Source organism: Chthonobacter rhizosphaerae, assembly GCF_013839525.1.
GTDB lineage: Bacteria > Pseudomonadota > Alphaproteobacteria > Rhizobiales > Pleomorphomonadaceae > Chthonobacter > Chthonobacter rhizosphaerae.
The window spans coordinates 17,231-34,761 of record NZ_JACDIS010000002.1 but is presented as its reverse complement, the minus strand read 5'-3'; the positions used below and the strand labels follow the sequence as shown (position 1 = coordinate 34,761).

The 17,531-nt window shown below is 71.1% G+C and carries 16 protein-coding genes and 1 tRNA gene; 8 read left to right on the top strand and 9 right to left on the bottom strand.

The features are described 5' to 3' along the window. Positions 1-153: 153 nt before the first annotated feature. Positions 154-954, top strand: coding sequence for a hydroxyethylthiazole kinase (gene thiM / locus HND91_RS04000; protein WP_181705257.1), 801 nt, complete (start codon positions 154-156; stop codon positions 952-954). 8 nt (positions 955-962) lie between these two features. Next, positions 963-1,619: a thiamine phosphate synthase gene (gene thiE, locus HND91_RS03995; RefSeq protein ID WP_181705256.1), complete on the top strand. Its 657-nt coding sequence runs from the start codon at positions 963-965 to the stop codon at positions 1,617-1,619. Between the two features lie 82 nt (positions 1,620-1,701). On the opposite strand, the gene HND91_RS03990 is transcribed toward thiE, so the two are convergent. From HND91_RS03990 to HND91_RS03975, 4 genes are all read right to left on the bottom strand, one after another. Continuing rightward, entirely contained in the window at positions 1,702-2,544 is an 843-nt protein-coding gene (locus HND91_RS03990) for a glycoside hydrolase family 25 protein (RefSeq protein ID WP_181705255.1), read from the bottom strand. 196 nt (positions 2,545-2,740) lie between these two features. Beyond that, positions 2,741-4,147, bottom strand: coding sequence for a magnesium transporter (gene mgtE / locus HND91_RS03985; protein ID WP_181705254.1), 1,407 nt, complete (start codon positions 4,145-4,147; stop codon positions 2,741-2,743). Between the two features lie 243 nt (positions 4,148-4,390). Next, positions 4,391-4,475 (bottom strand) — tRNA-Leu (locus HND91_RS03980). A 133-nt stretch (positions 4,476-4,608) separates the two neighbouring features. Then, a complete protein-coding gene (locus tag HND91_RS03975) occupies positions 4,609-4,875 on the bottom strand; it encodes a FliM/FliN family flagellar motor switch protein (RefSeq protein WP_181705253.1) in 267 nt (88 codons plus the stop codon). 111 nt (positions 4,876-4,986) lie between these two features. Here HND91_RS03975 and lipB point away from each other — a divergent pair, with 111 nt between their 5' ends. After that, positions 4,987-5,733 (top strand): lipoyl(octanoyl) transferase LipB, encoded by a 747-nt coding sequence (gene lipB, locus HND91_RS03970; protein WP_181705252.1) that lies wholly within the window; start codon positions 4,987-4,989, stop codon positions 5,731-5,733. Between the two features lie 155 nt (positions 5,734-5,888). After that, on the top strand, positions 5,889-6,056 hold the full coding sequence (locus HND91_RS03965; RefSeq protein WP_181705251.1) for a hypothetical protein: 168 nt from the start codon (positions 5,889-5,891) through the stop codon (positions 6,054-6,056). A 336-nt stretch (positions 6,057-6,392) separates the two neighbouring features. On the opposite strand, the gene HND91_RS03960 is transcribed toward HND91_RS03965, so the two are convergent. Continuing rightward, entirely contained in the window at positions 6,393-8,402 is a 2,010-nt protein-coding gene (locus HND91_RS03960; protein WP_181705250.1) for an acetyl-CoA carboxylase biotin carboxylase subunit, read from the bottom strand. A gap of 179 nt (positions 8,403-8,581) precedes the next feature. Here HND91_RS03960 and HND91_RS03955 point away from each other — a divergent pair, with 179 nt between their 5' ends. The 3 genes from HND91_RS03955 to HND91_RS03945 all read left to right on the top strand — a co-directional run bounded on the left by HND91_RS03955 (position 8,582) and on the right by HND91_RS03945 (position 11,944). Further along, entirely contained in the window at positions 8,582-9,859 is a 1,278-nt protein-coding gene (locus tag HND91_RS03955; protein ID WP_246329299.1) for a lytic murein transglycosylase, read from the top strand. A 148-nt stretch (positions 9,860-10,007) separates the two neighbouring features. Beyond that, positions 10,008-10,784: a DUF1194 domain-containing protein gene (locus tag HND91_RS03950; RefSeq protein WP_181705249.1), complete on the top strand. Its 777-nt coding sequence runs from the start codon at positions 10,008-10,010 to the stop codon at positions 10,782-10,784. Positions 10,785-10,900: 116 nt separating this feature from the next. Then, positions 10,901-11,944, top strand: a complete 1,044-nt coding sequence (locus tag HND91_RS03945; RefSeq protein ID WP_181705248.1) for an AI-2E family transporter — start codon at positions 10,901-10,903, stop codon at positions 11,942-11,944. Positions 11,945-11,969: 25 nt separating this feature from the next. On the opposite strand, the gene HND91_RS03940 is transcribed toward HND91_RS03945, so the two are convergent. Both HND91_RS03940 and HND91_RS03935 read right to left on the bottom strand, forming a co-directional pair. Beyond that, a complete protein-coding gene (locus HND91_RS03940; protein WP_181705247.1) occupies positions 11,970-12,977 on the bottom strand; it encodes a hypothetical protein in 1,008 nt (335 codons plus the stop codon). 116 nt (positions 12,978-13,093) lie between these two features. Continuing rightward, positions 13,094-13,651 carry an AprI/Inh family metalloprotease inhibitor gene (locus HND91_RS03935; protein ID WP_181705246.1) on the bottom strand — a complete coding sequence of 186 codons (558 nt, stop codon included), beginning with the start codon at positions 13,649-13,651 and terminating at the stop codon, positions 13,094-13,096. A gap of 403 nt (positions 13,652-14,054) precedes the next feature. On the opposite strand from HND91_RS03935, the gene HND91_RS03930 reads away from it, so the two are divergent. After that, a complete protein-coding gene (locus HND91_RS03930) occupies positions 14,055-14,492 on the top strand; it encodes a c-type cytochrome (RefSeq protein WP_181705245.1) in 438 nt (145 codons plus the stop codon). Between the two features lie 102 nt (positions 14,493-14,594). On the opposite strand, the gene HND91_RS03925 is transcribed toward HND91_RS03930, so the two are convergent. Next, positions 14,595-15,905, bottom strand: a complete 1,311-nt coding sequence (locus tag HND91_RS03925) for an AAA family ATPase (protein WP_181705244.1) — start codon at positions 15,903-15,905, stop codon at positions 14,595-14,597. Between the two features lie 103 nt (positions 15,906-16,008). Next, complete coding sequence (locus HND91_RS03920) at positions 16,009-17,409, bottom strand: DegQ family serine endoprotease (RefSeq protein ID WP_181705243.1); 1,401 nt, start codon at positions 17,407-17,409, stop codon at positions 16,009-16,011. Positions 17,410-17,531: the final 122 nt, after the last annotated feature.

The window sequence follows — 17,531 nt, the reverse complement described above, 5'->3', positions numbered from 1 at the left end:
CGGCCCGGCGGCAACCCGCCCGGGCCGGCGGCCGCCGCTCCCTTCTATAGAGGTCTGGTGACCACCGCGTTCAAGGGCGTTCGGAAATCGAGCCGGCCGGCGATTGACCTTGACGACTCCTTGCCGCACCAATCCCGGCCAAAGAGGTGAGCCATGCAGACGGAAGAGATCTTCGCCGTGATCGAGGCGGTGCGCGACCGCGCGCCGCTCGTCCACAACATCACCAACTACGTGGTGATGAACAACACCGCCAACGGGCTTCTCGCCCTCGGGGCGTCGCCCGCCATGGTGCACGCCACCGACGAGGTGGAGGACTTCGCAGCCATCTCCGGCGCGATCGTCGTCAACATCGGCACCCTGTCGAGCGAATGGGCCGCCGCCATGCGGCTCGCGGCCCTGACGGCCGGGCGGCTCGGCAAGCCGTGGGTGCTCGACCCGGTGGGCGCGGGCGCGACGCCCTACCGGACGCGCACGGCGACGGGCCTCCTCGCCCTGAAGCCGACGGTGGTGCGCGGCAACGCCTCGGAGGTGCTGGCGATCGCCGGCTCGCTGTCGGGCGGGCCGAAGGGCGTGGACAGCGTCCACTCGTCCGAGGCCGCCGCCGAGACGGCCGTCGCCTTCGCGGCCCGGCACGGCACGGTGGCGGCGGTGACCGGCGCGGTGGACGTGGTGACGGACGGCCGCCGGACCGCCCTGATCGAGGGCGGGCACCCGCTGATGGCGCGCGTCACCGGCCTCGGCTGCACCGCGTCGGCGCTCGTCGGCGCGTGCCTCGCCGTGGAAGCCGATCCGTTCAGGGCCACGATCGCGGCGCTCGCCGCCCTGAAGGCGGCCGGCAAGGCGGCGGCGGAGGTGGCCGGCGGGCCGGGCAGCCTGCAGGTGGCGCTCCTCGACATGCTCCATGCGCTCGATCTCGAAGCGCTGGACAGCCATGCCGTCGTGACCGTGCGCTGAGCCGCCCGATGGACCGACCGCCGCGCCTGTGGTTCGACCTCGCCCTCTACGTCGTCACCGACCATCGCCTCCCGTTCGAGGCGCTGGTCGACACGACGCTCGCCGCGGTGGCGGGCGGCGTCACGCTGGTGCAGCTGCGCAACCCGGATCTCGGCGGGCGCGCGCTCCTCGACCAGGCGGTCGCGCTGATGGACCGGCTGACGCCGCTCGGGGTGCCGCTGGTGGTCAACGATCGGGTGGACGTGGCGGCCGCCGCAGGCGCGGCCGGCGTGCACGTGGGCCAGTCGGACCTCCCCGCCGAAGCCGCCCGCCGCATCCTCGGGCCGGACGCCATCGTGGGGCTTTCGATCACCGAGGCGGGCCAGCTCTCCGGTGTCGACGCCGCCGCGGTGGACTACCTCGGCGTCGGCCCGGTGTTCGCCACCGGCACGAAGCCGGACGCGGCGGCGGCGCTCGGGATCGACGGGCTGGCGGCGATCGTGCGGGCGAGCCCGCTCAGGACGGTGGCGATCGGCGGCATCGACGGGAGGAACGCCGAGGCGGTGGCGCGGACCGGGGTGGACGGGCTGTCGGTGGTGAGCGCGATCTCCGCAGCGCCGGATCCAGCGGCGGCCGCGCGGGCGCTGCGGGCGGCGTTGGAGCGGGCGCGGACGCGGGGCGCGTGACGGTCGCAGGTTCCGACACGGTCGTCCATGCGAACGCGAACACGACCCCGTCCGGCCCTTCGGGCCACCTTACCCCGATCGATCACGCCCTCGGGTCGTGGGCGCCCATCAGGAAGGTCTGCCACTGGCGAGGGGAGCCGAAGAAGACGTTGCGGTCCACGTTGCCGCGAATGCCCGGGATGCGGCCGGTGGCGGTGTGCTGCCAGAAGTGCCATTTGCGGTCGCCGTAGCGGACGGACGGGTGGCCGGCCACGCTGCGCAGCCAGATGTGATAGTCGCCGAACGCGCCGGCGAGGCGGTCGCGGTAGAAGTCCACGGTGGAGTAGATCACCGGGCGCTTGCCGTAGTGCGCCTCGATGGCGGTCAGCCACTTGCGCATGTTCGCGTGCACCTCCGCCCGGGGCGGGCGGTAGCGGCAGGTCTTGCTCTCGGAATTCCATTCCATGTCGAGCACGGGCGGCAGGGCCGTGGGATCGACGGGGACGTTCCGGATGAACCAGGCGATCTGGTCCTCCACCGGCCGGCAGAAATAATAGAAGTGGTAGGCGCCCCGGGCGAGCCCGGCTGCGCCGGCGGCCATGTAGTTCTGGGCGAACTTCGGGTCCAGCCAGTCGCCGCCTTCGGTGGCCTTGATCCAGGCGAACGTGGTGCCGGCGTTGCGCACCGCCATCCAGTCGATCTCCTCCTGATAGTAGGAGACGTCGATGCCGTGGACGGGAAACTCCTCCGGCCCGGGCGGCTCGAAATCGAGGAGCGCGCAGGCCGACAGGGCGAGCCCCACCGCCGCCGAGAGCGCGACCCGGACCGCCCGCCGCAGCCGCGGCGCCGCCGACCGGCCGCCTTCCCCGCCCGCGACGGGGCGCCTCAAGGTCGGCTCCGCGGCGGGAGCCGGATGGCGGGTGGAATGTTCGGCGGCAACAGTCATGACGCGATCCAGAAGTCCCGAAGTCCCGCGGACATCCTCCTCGGGCCGCGTCGACGCGCGCCCTGGGCGATGGCCGCCGCCGGCGCGCGACCCGGGCCGGCACCGACCGGCGGACCCTGCCTCAACGGGGTGAACGACGCATTAAGACACTTGCAGCGGACAGACGAACGGCGAGGCCGGCCCCCGGGGGCCGGCCTCAGGCCAGGAGGATGATGGTGGCGAGGCCGAGAAAAGCGAAGAAGCCGACGATGTCCGTCACCATGGTGACGAAGACGCCGGACGCCACCGCCGGGTCCACGTCGAAGCGGTCGAGCGTGAGCGGGATCAGGATGCCGGCGAGCGCGGCGCAGACGAGGTTGATCACCATGGCGGCGCCGATCACGACGCCGAGCATGGGATCCTGGAACCAGAGCGCCGCCACCGCGCCGACCGCCAGCGCGAAGGCGCCGCCGTTGAGGAGGCCGACCATCACCTCGCGGCCGATGATCCGCCACGCGTTGTTGGCGTCGAGGTCGCGGGTGGCGAGCGCCCGGACCGCCACCGTCATGGTCTGGGTGCCGGCATTGCCGCCCATGGACGCCACGATGGGCATGAGCACGGCGAGCGCCACCATCTTCTCGATGGTGGCGTCGAAGAGGCCGATCACGGAGGAGGCCAGGAAGGCGGTCGCCAGATTGACGATCAGCCACACCGAGCGGGTGCGGACGGTGTAGAGGACGCTGTCGGAGATCTCCTCGTCGCCGACGCCCGCGAGGGCGCGGATGTCCTCCTCCGCCTCGGCCTGGATGACGTCCACGATGTCGTCGATGGTGATGACGCCGACGAGGCGCTCGCCCTCGTCCACCACGGCGGCGGCGATCAGGTTGTAGCGCTCGAACAGGCGCGCCACCTCCTCCTGGTCCTCGGTCGCCTGCACGAGGTGGCGGTTCTCGTGCATGATGTCGCCGATCTTCGTCGGGCGGCCCGCCCGGAGGATCTTGTTCAGCGACACCGACCCGAGCAGCCGGAAGCCGGGGTCGATCACGTAGATCTCGTAGAACTCCTCCGGCAGGTCCTCGCGCTCGCGCAGGTAGTCGATTGTCTGGCCGACGGTCCAGAAGGGCGGGACGGCGATGAAGTCCGTCTGCATCCGCCGGCCGGCCGTCTCCTCCGGATAGTCCAGGCTGCGCTGGAGCGCGAGCCGGTCCGGAAACGGCAGCTGGGCCAGGATCTCGGCCTTGTCCTCCTCGGCGAGGTCCTCCAGGAGGTAGACGGCGTCGTCGCTGTCCATCTCGCGGACGCCCTCGACGACCGTGGCCGTCGGCAGCTCCTCCAGGATCTGGACGCGAATCGCCTCGTCGACCTCGGTCAGCGCCGTGAAGTCGAACTCGTCGCCGAGCAGGCGCACGAAGGGAGCGCGGTCCTCCGGGTGCAGCGCCTCCAGGAGGTCGCCCACGTCGGCCTCGTGCAGGTCGCCGGCGAGCGCGCAGACCCGGTCCGAATCGGCCCGCTCGATCGCGTCGGTCACGGCCGCCACGAAGGCCGGGTTGAGGTCGCCCTCCTCGTCGCGCAGGGTCAGCGCGAGTTCGGGTTCCTCCGGCGCGATGGGGTCGGTGTCGACCATGGCGTCCCCCGGGGCATGAGCAGGATGTCAGAGGCGGATGAGGCGGGCGGCGCCCGTGCGGAACGGCCGGCGCCCAGACGCGGACATAGCCCGAGCAAGGCCCTCACTCAAAGGCAAAATTCCGCCTGACGCTCAGCCTCACGACCCTGTGTCCGGAAGGACGCGGCCGCGGCCCGCGCGCGGAGCCTGCCCCCGAAACGACGACGGCCGCCCCGAGGGGCGGCCGATCGCTTCGTCAAACACTGGTGCGGTCGAGAAGACTCGAACTTCCACGGGTTGCCCCACAGCGACCTCAACGCTGCGCGTCTACCAATTCCGCCACGACCGCTCTCGTGGACTGTGCCGCCGGGCGTCCCGTCGGCGCCGGCTTAGTAGCAAACCCCCGTGGGGGTGACAAGGGGTTTCGCATGGGTTTGTGGGGCGGCCGGCGCACCGCCGAACACGCCGCGGAAAACCGCGGTTCAGAGCTTCTTCACGGCCACCTGGGGCCGCACGTCCGGACGGCGCAGCAGGACTTCGGTGATCGAAATGCCGATGTGCTCGCCCTTCAGCACCACCTGCCCCCGGGCGACGGGCACGTCGTTGGCGAGAATCTGCACGTCGTCGTCCGCGTGGCTGTCGAGTTCGATGACGGCGCCGCGGCCCATGCGCAGCAGCTGGTGGATCGGCATGGTCTGGCCGCCGAGCACCACCGATATATCGACGAAGATCTTCTCGAAGGTCGACATGCGGACTATGGATCCTCAACACGGCCCCCGGCGTCGGTCGCCGGGCTTGAGGGCGAGTCGATCCTGCCGGAGCGGGCTTCGTCCCGATGTTTCGAGCCTCATGGTTACCGGATGGTTAACGAACGCGACGACCTCGACACCCGCTTCCCGGCCACCCCCGGTTCGCCGCCCGTGGAATGGGTGATCGCGGACGCGCCGGTGCCCTATCCGGAGGCCGTCGCCGAGATGGAGGCCCGCGCCGCCGCCATCGCGGACGGCCGGGCGCCCGAGCGGATCTGGCTCGTCGAGCACCCTCCCCTCTACACCGCCGGCACCAGCGCCGACGCGGCGGACCTGATCGAGCCCGACCGGTTTCCGGTCTACGCCACCGGCCGCGGCGGGCAGTACACCTACCACGGGCCGGGCCAGCGGGTGGCCTACGTAATGCTGGACCTGAAGCGCCGGCGGCAGGACGTGCGCGCCTTTGTGGCGGCGCTCGAGGCCTGGATCATTGGCACCCTCGACGCCTTCAACGTGCGCGGCGAGCGCCGGGAAGACCGCGTGGGCGTCTGGGTGCGCCGCCCGGACAAGGGCGCCGACGCGGAAGACAAGATCGCCGCCATCGGCATTCGCGTGCGCCGCTGGGTGACCTTTCACGGCATCAGCCTGAATGTGGAGCCGGATCTCACCCACTTCTCCGGCATCGTGCCCTGCGGGGTCACGCGGCACGGCGTGACCAGCCTCGTCGACCTCGGCCTGCCGGTGACCATGGACGACGCCGACGTGGCGCTCCGCGCGGCCTTCGAGCGGGTGTTCGGCACGACGGTGGCGGTGAGCGGCGACACCGTCGGGGCAGACTCACCGGGGGTGCTCAGCTGATTGCACCGTGATATGGAAGATCGGTCGAATTCTCACGATTTATGCAATTATTCGCAGTTGCGAACGCCGCATAATGCCGCTGGCGCTCGCGGGCACAGCGACAGCGCGGTCCCGACCGAAAAGCCGAGCCAAGGGCTGCGGCCCGGAGGTGTGCGTTGGAGTTCTTCCAGAACGAATGGGTGCTGGCCGGCACGCTGATCGCCATCATGGCCCTGACGGCGGCGATCCGAAAGGCCGGCGACGGCGTGCTCTGGTTCAACTGCGACAGCGACGGCGACGGCAATGGGGACGGCGACGGCGGCGGGGATGGCGGGGGCGACTGACAGGGGTGTGGATCTAGGGCGCGAACCGGTCATGGTTCGCGGGGGCCGATGATCCACGCATTCGCCCCGCCAGCCATCGACCACCCCGAAAGCGTGGGTGATCCGCCTGCACCGACCATGACGGTCGAGGCGGGGTGGGCACGGAGCGTCGGAGGCGGGGCGGATAGCCGTCATCCCGGCGCAAGCCGGGATCCAACTGTCGGGTCCGCAGCCGCGCCGGTCAGGTTGCCTGTCAGGTTGATGAAGACGTGGGCTGGATCCCGGCTTTCGCCGGGATGACGGGATCGGGGCATGGTAGGGGCGCGATATGCCACAACCTTACCCCACCCTCTTGGCTCACGCGAATTCCAGGATCACAGCGTCGACGGCGAGGCTGTCGCCGGGCTTGGCCTTGATGGCGGAAACGGTGCCGTCGCGCTCGGCGCGGAGCACGTTTTCCATCTTCATGGCTTCCACCACCGCCAGCGTCTCGCCGGCCTTGACCTCCTGGCCCTCGGCGACCGCGATGGAGACCACCAGGCCGGGCATGGGGCAGAGCAGGTACTTCGACATGTCCGGCGGCTGCTTCACCGGCATCAGGGCGTCGAGCGCCGCCACCTCGGGCGTCATCACCCGGGTGAAGACGGTGACGCCCCGCCAGGACAGGGTGGAGCCGCCGGGCGCGCTGCGCACCTGCACGGCGACGCTGGTGTCGCCGACGGTGCCGATCCAGACCGGGTCACCCGGCCGCCACTCCGACCGCACGGTGACCGCCTTGCCGTCGATGCGGACGTCGATCTCCAGCGGCACGGCCGCGTAGCCCTCCGGCACGGTGACCGGGATGTGCTCCCGGTCGAGCCGGACCACGTAGTCGGTGCGCCACTTGCCGGAGGCGGGGCGCAGGCGGCCGGAGTGGTGCTCCAGGCGCTCGCGGCGGATGAGGTCCATGCTGAGGGCCGCCACGGCGAGGACCGAGCGGGTGTCCGCGTCCACGGCGCGGCCCATGAAGCCGTCCGGATACTCCTCCTTGATGAAACCGGTGGAGAGGGTGCCGGAGCGCCAGCGCGGATGCTGCATGAGCGCGGTCAGGAAGGGGATGTTCGGCTGGATGCCGTCGATCACGAAGCTGTCGAGGGCCTCCGCCTGGGCGTCGATGGCGGCGAGGCGGGTCGGCCCGTGGGTGACCAGCTTGGCGATCATCGGGTCGTAGAACATGGAGATCTCGGAGCCCTCCACGACGCCCGTGTCGTTGCGCACCGTGATGCCGTCGGCGACGCCTTCCGCCGGCGGGCGGTACTTCACGAGGCGGCCCGTGGAGGGCAGGAAGTTGCGGTAGGGATCCTCCGCGTAGACGCGGCTCTCCACCGCCCAGCCGTCGATCTTCACGTCGGCCTGGGTGATCGACAGCTTCTCGCCGGCGGCGACGCGGATCATCTGCTCCACGAGGTCGATGCCGGTGATGAGCTCGGTGACCGGATGCTCCACCTGGAGACGGGTGTTCATCTCCAGGAAGAAGAAGGACTTGTCCTGTCCGGCGACGAACTCCACCGTGCCAGCGCTGTCGTAGCCGACCGCCTTGGCGAGCGCGACGGACTGCTCGCCCATGGCGCGGCGGGTGGCCTCGTCGAGGAGCGGCGACGGCGCCTCCTCGATGACCTTCTGGTTCCGGCGCTGGATCGAGCACTCGCGCTCGTTCAGGTAGATGACGTTGCCGTGCTTGTCGCCGAGAAGCTGGATCTCGATGTGGCGCGGGTTGACGATGAACTTCTCGATGAAGACGCGGTCGTCGCCGAAGGAGGACGCGGCCTCCGACTTGGCGCGGGCGAAGCCGTCGGCCACCTCGCTGGAGTCCCAGGCGATGCGCATGCCCTTGCCGCCGCCGCCGGCGGAGGCCTTGATCATCACCGGGTAGCCGATGTCGTTCGCCACCTGGACGGCGTCCTCCGGCGTCTCGATGACGCCGAGGTTGCCCGGCACGGTGGAGACGCCGGCCCGGTCGGCGAAGATCTTGGACTGGATCTTGTCGCCCATGGCGTCGATCGCGTCCGGGTTCGGACCGATGAACACGATGCCCTCGGCCGCCAGGGCGCGCGGGAAGGCGGCGCGCTCGCTGAGGAAGCCGTAGCCGGGGTGGACGGCCTCGGCGCCGGTCTGCTTGCAGGCGGCGAGGATCCTGTCGATGACCAGGTAGGACTGCGCCGCCTGGGGCGGGCCGATGTGCACGGCCTCGTCGGCCATGTCCACGTGCAGGGCGTCCCGATCGGCGTCGGAGAACACCGCGACCGTCTTGATGCCCATCTTGCGCGCGGTCTTGATGACTCGGCAGGCGATCTCACCACGGTTGGCGATCAGGATCTTGGAGAACATTCTCTTGGGCCGCCCCTGCACTGGTTTCGCGTGATTTGATCCGGACTTCTAAATGACTTCCGCACCGCCGAAAACTCAGCCGATGGGCTGATACGCAGGGTCGAGTGACGCACGGGGCAGTCGGTCGCAGGTCCGAGGCGCGGCGCGCGCGGGTTTCACGCCGGCGCGGACGTGCCATCATGGGCCCCATGACTCGCTTCCGCATCCCCCTCCCCGACCTGTTTCTCGCCCGCGTCGTCGCCGTCGCGATCGCCCTCTCGGCCGCGCCCGCGCCGGCCGCCGCCCAGTCGCGCGCGGCGACGGAGGCCGCCTTCCAGCGCTGGCTCGCCGACACCGTGACGCCCGCCGCCCGGCGCGCGGGCGTGTCGGACGCCACCATCGCGGAGGCGACGACGGGCCTTACGCCCGACTGGTCGCTGCCGGACCTCGCGCCGCCCGGCTCGCCGCCGCCGCGCGGGCCGTCCTACCAGGCGGAGTTCTCCTCGCCGGGGCGGTACCTGGACGCCAAGCGCCTCGCCGGGCTGACGAGCGCCGGGCGGGCGCGCCTGAAGACGCACCGCGCCGTGCTGGCGGCGGCGGAGAAGCGCTACGGCGTGCCGGCGGAGATCATCGTGGCGATCTGGGGCCGGGAGTCCGACTTCGGGCGGGTGCCGCTCAAGCATTCCGCGATCCGGGTGCTCGCCACCCAGGCCTTCATGGGCGCCCGCAAGGCCATGTTCCTGGAGGAACTGGTGGCGGCCCTGAAGGTGGTGGACGAGGACCACCTGCCGCTCGCCGACATCCGCAGCTCCTGGGCCGGCGCGCTCGGCCAGCCGCAGTTCATGCCGACCAAGATGCTGTCCCACGCGGTCGACTTCGACGGTGATGGCCGGCGCGACATCTGGACCTCGACCGCCGACACGCTCGGGTCGATCGGCCACTATCTGCAGGACTTCGGCTGGCTGCCGGGGGTGCGCTGGGGCGTGGAGGTGACGCTGCCCGAGACGGTGCCGTGCACGCTGGAAGGCCCCGACAAGGGCCGTCCGCTGGCGGATTTCGCCGGCGCGGGCGTCACCCTCGCCGACGGCCGCCCGCTTTCCGCCGACGCGCTCGGACGCGGAAATCCGGATGCCCACCTCCTGATGCCCGCCGGGCGGAAGGGGCCGGCCTTCCTGGTGTCGAAGAACTTCTATGTTCTGAAGCGCTACAACGAGAGCGATCTCTACGCCATCTTCATCGGCCACCTGGGCGACCGGCTGCGCGCCGACACGGCCATCCGCGGCCGCTGGGCCGAGGTGTCCGGCTTCACGCGGGGCGACGTGCGCGACCTGCAGAAGCGCCTGATCGCGGCGGGCTACGACGTGGGCGGCGCCGACGGGCTGGTCGGCTGGCAGACCCGCACGGCGATCGGCGCCTTAGAGGCGGCCGAGGGCCGCGCGCCCACCTGCTATCCCCACAAGGCGCTGTTCGGCCGCTGAGCGCCCGATCGGTGGCGATCTACATACATTTATTGTTGCGCATCACCGAAACTAAGTACGAAGCCCGACTCCGCCGCTGCTAGCCTACCTCGGTCCAAGCGGAGGCCCTGTCTCGACCGGACGGGCCTCCCATGCGGTGGAGGGTCTCATGGCCGGATCGGTTCGGGACGCGTCGGCGCGAGCGCCGGCGGTATGGAGGCCGCTCGGGCGCGTCGCGGCCGTCGCCTTGCTGACGGTGGGTCTCGGCGGCGCCGTGCCGCCGCCCCACGAGGAGGCCGCGCCCGGCGTGGACGTGGCGATCGTGCTCGCCGCCGACGTCTCCAGCTCGGTCGACTACGAGGAGGCCAAGCTCCAGCGGGCGGGCTACGCGGACGCCCTCGTCTCCGACAAGGTCCAGGCGGCGATCCGGTCCGGCGCGCGGGGCCGGATCGCGGTGGCGTACATGGAATGGTCCACCGCCGGCCGAAAGCGCCTGGTGCTCGACTGGACCATCATCGACGGCCCGGAGAGCGCCAGGCGCGCGGCGGCCGAGCTGCGCGGCCCGATGGTGCGCAGCGGCCGGAACTCCTACGGGCGCACGTCCATCTCCTATGCCCTGGAGACGGCCGCCCTCCTGATCACGAAGCTGCCCTGGTCGGCGGACCGCCACGTGGTGGACGTCTCCGGCGACGGGACCAACAACGACGGGCCGCCGCTGGCCCAGTCGCGCCAGAGGGTGCTGAGCCGGGGCATCGTCATCAACGGCCTGCCGATCGGCGCGGATCCGGCGGTCGCCGACTACTACCGCGCCGAGGTGATCGGCGGCCCCGGCGCCTTCATGGTGCCGGCCTCGTCCTACGCGGCCTTCGCCGAGGCGGTGCGCGAGAAGATCGCGCTCGAAGTCGCCGGCGTCACGGGCGAGGCCACGGTTGCGGCGGCGCGGTAGCGGACCGGAGAGCTCCTCATCGGCAACAAACACCGCCCGCCGGCCGTTTGGTCCCCGAGCGTCGCCGTCCGGCCGCCCATGTCGGGCGGCGGAGAGGCCGCCCGGGGGTTCACGGCATGTCGCGCCGCACCATCAGTCTCGTCGTTCTCGCCGCGGTGTTCGTCGCGATCCTCTGGTTCGCCCCGACGGTACTGCTGCTGCTCTTCGCCGGCATCCTGGTGGCGGTCTTCCTCACCGGCGGGGGGGACAAACTGGCGGAGTGGCTGGGCCTTTCCCGGGTGGGCGGCCTGGCGCTGTTCGCCCTTCTGCTCCTGGCGGCGTTCGGGGCCTTCATCGCCGGAGCGGCGCCCTTCCTCGCCGAACAGGTCGACCAGCTCTGGCGACAGGTGCCTGAAGCCATCGCGAGCCTGCGCGAGCGGCTGCAGAGCTACAGCTGGAGCCGGGAGCTGATCCAGAACGTGGAGCCGAAGGAGGTGGCGTCGCAGGCCACGTCCAGCGGCATGTCGGCGGTTTCCATGGCGGCCGGCATGGTGGTGAGCCTCGGCAACGCGGTGATCGTGCTCTTCCTCGGCCTCTATCTCGCCATCAACCCGGACGCCTACGTGCGCGGCTTCGCGCTCTTGTTCGACCCGTCGCTGCGGCCGCGCGTGCGGATGATGCTCCGGGAGTCGGGTGTCGCCCTTCGCGGCTGGATCGGCGCGCAGCTGGTCTCCATGGCGGTGGTGGGCGTGCTCACTTGGCTCGGCCTCTGGTTCCTCGGCGTGCCGCTCGCGCCCGTGCTCGGGCTTCTGGCGGGGCTGCTGGCCTTCATCCCGAACCTCGGTCCCATCCTCGGCGCGGCGCCCGCCGTCCTCCTGGCGATGACGGAGGGTTGGTCGCTGGCCCTGCAGGTGATCGCGCTCACCCTCGCCGTTCAGACCGTGGAAAGCTATCTCGTCACGCCCACCCTGCAGAAGGAGAGCGTGGACCTGCCGCCCGCGCTGACCATCGCGGCGCAGCTCCTGTTCGGCGTCCTGTTCGGGACGCTCGGTCTCGCCCTCGCGACGCCGCTGGCGGCCGCCGTCCTCCGGGTCACGCGCATCTTCTACGTGAAGGGCTGGCTCGACGACCGGCGCGCGTCGGACCGGATGGACACCGATCCCGCCCGTCATCCGACCTGACGATCCCGTCTGGTCGGACGGCGTTCTAGGCGGCGGTGTCGAGGAGGGTGCGCAGCGACGGGTGGATGTCGGGGCTCTCCTCGCGCAGGAAGGTCAGAAGCGCCCGCTCGTTGGCGTGCAGCGGACCGTCCCGGCCGATGCGCTCGGCGAGCCATTTCACCTCGTCGGCGGTCAGCGGTTCGGCGTCGCGGATCTCCGCCTCGAAGGCCCGGGTCTGCTCCGCCTGGGGCGACGGCTCCGGCGCCCGGAAGGCGCTCCAGATGCCCTTGAGGCCATGGGTGAGAAGGCCCGACATGGCGTCGTCGAAGAGGCCGACGACCCCGCCGGACGGCGCGTCCAGCCATGCCTCGCGGCGCAGCACCTCCTCGCGAGGCGGCACCGTGTAGCCGCGCGCGGCCATGAGGAAGTTCGCGACCGCCTTGACGAAGAGATCCGACCAGGCCGGATCGCTCTCGCCCTCCAGGAGGCTGTCGTTGAGGTCGAACAGCACCTCCGCCTCGTCGCGGGTGATGCCGATCGACCCGCCGCCCCCGAAGGCGAAGAGGACGCGGCGGACGAGTTCCACCTCGTCGCGGGTGATCACGCAGGCGGCCCCCCGGTGTTCGGGCGCGAGCGGCCCCTCGCCCGCGAGCACGGCCGCCGCCACCTGTCGGAGCACGAAGGCGGAGAGTTCCGGCGGCGACGACTGGGCGGCCTCGAGCACGCGGATCAGCACCTCCAGCTCGGACCGGGTCTTGACCAGATTGCGGTCGCTGACGGCCCCCACGAGCCAGGCGGTGGCGGCCGGCGTCACGTAGCCGCGCGGCTGTTCCTGCCAGACGACGAAGTCGGTGACCATCTCGACGAAGAAGCCGGTCCACTCCGGGCAGGTCTCAGGCACGCGCTCGTCGAGCGCGAAGGCCCACTCGGCCTCCTCGCGCGTCACGATCACCTTGCCGTAGACCGTCGCCCGCAGCCGCTGGACGTCCTCCGGATCGATCCGGCCCTTGCGCACCAGCGACAACACGGCCGGAGGCCACGTCTTCTCAGCCATCGTCCAAACCCCTGCCCGGCGGGCCATTCACGGTTGGCCAGACGCTAGCGCAGAAGAATGGGCACGATCTTAAGCGGCAAGGTTAAGACTTCACCGCAACCGCTTCGCGCATCCCTTCACCGCCAGAGCGTGACCGCGCTGCCGTCCGCGAGGCGGCCCTCGTAGACGTTCCGGCCCGCGGGACGAAGCGCCACCACGGGCGCGCGGCTGAAGTCGAACATCACGAGGCCGTCGTCCACCGGCGTCCAGAGGGCCACGCGGGCGAGCGGCAGGGTTTCGCAGCCGCGGGTGCGGGCGGTGTAGTCGCCGACCGCGTTCTGCGAGCCGAGCGTCACGCTGCAGCCCCGGCTGCCCGAGCGGGCGAGCGTCCATGGGCCGAACAGCTCCGGCGGCGGCGACGCGGCTGCGGTGGGAGACACGGGCGCGGTGAAGGTCGCGGCCCCGACGCCGGCGCCGACGCCGCCCACCGGGGTGCCGAGCGAGGCGCCCGCGCCTTCGGCCCGGATCTCGGCGGCGTCCACCCGCGTGGTGCCGGAGAAGACCGAGGCGCGCGGGTCCAGGAGCCCGGACTCGCCGGTCATCTGGCAGGCGGAGAGGCCGACGGCGATCGACACGAGGGCAAGCGTTCTGAGCGGTGCGATCATCACGGGAAGCGGCGTGGGAGGGGACGGCATGCGCGAATCCTTCCGTTGCCGGGCGGAACGCGAGCCGATGCTCGACCGTTCCGCCCGCCACCGCAAGAACAACGGATGTCGGGATCCCCAAAAATGGGGGTCGTGGCAGGAGGGGCACCACGACCCTCAGTCAGTCCCGGGAGCGGGAGCTGGCTGCCGGCCTGTCGGGTGAAGAGGTCGAGAGGGACGGTTGCTGTTCCCCGACAGGCGACCATCGGGAACAGCATACATCACGCACCGCCCCTGACCAGCGACGTTTTCCGGGCTGGGTGGTCCGGCCGGCCTCGTCACGGCGTGTTGATGGGGAGGTGAACCGGGTTCGCTTGCGCCGATGCCTCGCCGTTGCAACGTTTCCGCGGGCCGGTCGTGTCGCCCGGCGGACCAGAATCGGGTGGGAGTTTTCATGAAGAAGCGAGTTCTTGGACTTGTGGCGCTGTCGATGCTGGCCATGGCGGGCACGTCCACCGCACAGGACGATCCGATCAAGGCCCGCGAGACCCTGATGGAGCAGATCGGCGACGCCATGAAGGTGCTGGGCCCGACCGCCCAGGGCAAGATGGGCTACGACGCCGCCAAGGTGTCGGCCGCCCTCACGACGATCTCCACCAACGCCGCCGACTTCCCGAACCACTTCCCCGACGGCTCGATCGGCAACAGCGACGCGCTGCCGGCCATCTGGGAGAACAAGGCCGACTTCGAGACCCGGTCGAAGAAGCTGTCCGACGACGCCAAGGCGGCCATGGCGTCGGTGGACGGCGGGCTGGACACCTTCAAGCCCGCGTTCGGCGCGGTGGCCGCCAACTGCAAGAGCTGCCACGAGAAGTACCGCAAGCCGAGCTGACGCTCGCCAGCCTCTGGCCAGGACGCCGCCGCCGGCCGACGCCGGCGGCTTTTTCGTGCGCCGCGCCGGAACGCGGGACGGCGCCCGGGAAAGCGGATGCGGTCAGCCGCCCTGCGACTGGCGGTCCCGCCGGAGCCGCGCCCAATAGTCGAGACGCTTGCGCAGGTCCCGCTCGAATCCGCGTTCCACCGGCTCGTAGAAGACGGTCCGGCCCATCTTCTCGGGGAAATAGTCCTGGCCCGAGAAGGCGTCCGGCTCGTCGTGATCGTAGCGGTAGCCGGTGCCGTAGCCCTCGCCCTTCATCAGCTTGGTCGGGGCGTTGAGGATGTGCTTCGGCGGCAGCAGGGAGCCGTTTTCCTTGGCGGCGCGCAGGGCCGCCTTGTAGGCGTTGTAGACCGCGTTCGACTTCGGCGCGGTCGCCACGTAGACGACGGCCTGGGCGATGGCGAGCTCGCCTTCCGGGCTGCCGAGCATCTCGTAGGCGTCCTTCGCCGCCACGGTGACGGCGAGCGCCTGCGGATCGGCGAGCCCGATGTCCTCCACCGCCATGCGGATCAGGCGGCGGACGAGATAGAGCGGGTCCTCGCCGGCATCCACCATGCGGCAGAAATAGTAGAGCGCCGCGTCCGGGTCCGACCCGCGCACCGACTTGTGGAGCGCCGAGATCAGGTTGTAGTGGCCGTCCTGCGCCTTGTCGTAGACCGGCGCCCGGCGCTGGACGACCTCCTGGAGGGTCCTGGCGTCGAACACCTCCCCCTCCCCGGCCGCGCGCCAGACGTCCTCCGCGAGGGTCAGGGCCGATCGCCCGTCGCCGTCCGCCATGCGGACGAGCACGGCCCGGGCCTCCTCGTCGAGCGGCAGCGGCTTGCCCATCACCTCCTCCGCGCGGGCGAGCAGCGCCCCGATGGAGGCCTCGTCGTGGGCCTTGAACACCAGCACGTGGGCCCGCGACAGAAGCGCCGCGTTGAGCTCGAACGACGGGTTCTCCGTGGTGGCGCCGACGAGCGTGATGGTGCCGTCCTCCATCACGGGCAGGAAGCTGTCCTGCTGGGCGCGGTTGAACCGGTGGATCTCGTCGACGAAGAGAAGCGTGCCGCGACCGAGCTGCCGGCGCGCCCGCGCCGCCTCGAACATCTTCTTCAGGTCGGCCACGCCGGAGAAGATGGCCGAGATCTGCTCGAACGCGAGGTCGGTCTCGCGGGCGAGGAGGCGCGCGACGGTGGTCTTGCCCGTGCCGGGCGGGCCCCAGAGGACGAGCGAGCCCAGGCTGCCCGACTTCAGCATGCGCGTGATGGTGCCGTTCGGCCCGACCAGGTGATCCTGGCCGACCACGTCCGCGAGCCGTTCGGGCCGCAGCCGGTCGGCGAGCGGGCGAGGTCCCTGGCGGGCGGCGTCCGAGAAGAGGTCGGTCACGGCGAAGCCTGCTCTCAAGCTGTCCCGCCGGCATCTCGGCCGGCGGGCGATGCGGTGGGGATCAGCCAAGCACCGCCCGGCCGATCCGCGCAAGCGGTCCGTCTCAGCGGAAGGCGAGCCGGATGATGCGCCCGCCCCGGTCGAGCGTCAGTCGCCAGAGCAGCGGATTGTCGGAGGTGATGGCGGCCAGGTCCTCCGTGGAGGTGATCTCGGTGCCGTTCACCACGACGATGACGTCGCCGGGCGCGAGCCCGACGCGCGCGGCCGGCGAGCGGCGGGCGACCTTGGTGATCACCACGCCCGGCTGGCCCCGGTAGGGCATGTTCAGCTCGCGCGCGACCGCCGGCGACAGGTTGGCGACCGTGGCGCCCTGGAAGGGCGACGGCTCCGTGACGGTGATCTCCTCGCGCGGGGCGCTGGCCGGCGGCGGCTCCAGCGGCACCCGGATGGTCGTCTCGCGGCCGTCCCGGTTGACGCTGAGCTCGGCCTCGTTGCCGATGCCCTTGGTGGCGAGGCGATAGTTGAACACCCGGGGGTCGGACACCTCCGCGCCGTCCACCGCGGTGACGAGGTCGCCCACCTTCAGGCCCGCCTCTTCCGCCGGGCTGTCCTCGATCACCGAGGTGATCAGCACGCCGGACGGGCGTTCCAGGCCGAGCGTTTCGGCAATGTCGGCGGTGACCGGCTGCATCTCCGCGCCGATCCACGGCAGTTCCACCGTGGACCCGCCCTTGCGGGCCTGGTCGATCACCACCCGGACCATGTTGGACGGGATGGCGAAGCCGATGCCGTTGGACCCGCCGCCCCGGCTGAAGATGGCGGTGTTGATGCCGACGAGCGCGCCCTCGACGTCCACGAGCGCGCCGCCCGAGTTGCCGGGGTTGATGGCCGCGTCGGTCTGGATGAAGAACTGGTAGTCCGAGATGCCCACCTGGCTGCGGGCGAGCGCCGACACGATGCCCTGCGTGACGGTCTGGCCGACGCCGAACGGGTTGCCGATGGCCAGCACCAGGTCGCCCACCTGCAGCTTGTCGCTGTCGCCGATCGGCAGCGCCGGGAAGTCGCCCCGGCCGTCCCGGATCTTCAGGATGGCGATGTCGAGCTGCTCGTCCTTCAGCACCACGTCGCACTCGTATTCGCGCCGGTCGCTGAGGGCGACCTTCACGTCCGTGCCCTCGGCGATCACGTGGTTGTTGGTGACGATCAGGCCGCTCGGGTCCACGATCACGCCGGAGCCGAGGGAATTCTGCTGGCGCTCGCGCCGGGGCATGGGCAGGTCGCGCCCGAAGAACTGGCGGAAGAACGGGTCGTCCATCAGGGCGGACCGGTTGTCCGCGACGCGGCGGGACGCGTAGACGTTCACGACGGCCGGGCTCGCCTCCCGGGCGACGGGCGCGAAGGACAGCTTGATGTCGCCGTCGGTGAGCGGCACGGCCCGGTCCTGCGCGGCGGCGGGGCCGGCCAGGACGGCCGTCAGGATGAGGGCGGTGATGTGTCTCAACATGGATGATCCTCGTCGCGCGGGGCGCACGCCTGTCCTCTACTTGATCGCGGCCGATCCCGCTACGGGGCCGGACGGCGGCGCCGCGCCGCCGGGCTTGCGCGGGCCTTGCGCCCGGGCGAGCG

Bases quoted from the DNA above. Each gene is read 5' to 3' on its own strand.
- thiM (WP_181705257.1), top strand. From the start codon at position 154: ATGCAGACGGAAGAGATCTTCGCCGTGATCGAGGCGGTGCGCGACCGC.
- thiE (WP_181705256.1), top strand. From the start codon at position 963: ATGGACCGACCGCCGCGCCTGTGGTTCGACCTCGCCCTCTACGTCGTC.
- HND91_RS03990 (WP_181705255.1), bottom strand. From the start codon at position 2,544: ATGACTGTTGCCGCCGAACATTCCACCCGCCATCCGGCTCCCGCCGCG.
- mgtE (WP_181705254.1), bottom strand. From the start codon at position 4,147: ATGGTCGACACCGACCCCATCGCGCCGGAGGAACCCGAACTCGCGCTG.
- HND91_RS03975 (WP_181705253.1), bottom strand. From the start codon at position 4,875: ATGTCGACCTTCGAGAAGATCTTCGTCGATATATCGGTGGTGCTCGGC.
- lipB (WP_181705252.1), top strand. From the start codon at position 4,987: ATGGTTAACGAACGCGACGACCTCGACACCCGCTTCCCGGCCACCCCC.
- HND91_RS03960 (WP_181705250.1), bottom strand. From the start codon at position 8,402: ATGTTCTCCAAGATCCTGATCGCCAACCGTGGTGAGATCGCCTGCCGA.
- HND91_RS03955 (WP_246329299.1), top strand. From the start codon at position 8,582: ATGGGCCCCATGACTCGCTTCCGCATCCCCCTCCCCGACCTGTTTCTC.
- HND91_RS03950 (WP_181705249.1), top strand. From the start codon at position 10,008: ATGGCCGGATCGGTTCGGGACGCGTCGGCGCGAGCGCCGGCGGTATGG.
- HND91_RS03945 (WP_181705248.1), top strand. From the start codon at position 10,901: ATGTCGCGCCGCACCATCAGTCTCGTCGTTCTCGCCGCGGTGTTCGTC.
- HND91_RS03940 (WP_181705247.1), bottom strand. From the start codon at position 12,977: ATGGCTGAGAAGACGTGGCCTCCGGCCGTGTTGTCGCTGGTGCGCAAG.
- HND91_RS03935 (WP_181705246.1), bottom strand. From the start codon at position 13,651: ATGCCGTCCCCTCCCACGCCGCTTCCCGTGATGATCGCACCGCTCAGA.
- HND91_RS03930 (WP_181705245.1), top strand. From the start codon at position 14,055: ATGAAGAAGCGAGTTCTTGGACTTGTGGCGCTGTCGATGCTGGCCATG.
- HND91_RS03920 (WP_181705243.1), bottom strand. From the start codon at position 17,409: ATGTTGAGACACATCACCGCCCTCATCCTGACGGCCGTCCTGGCCGGC.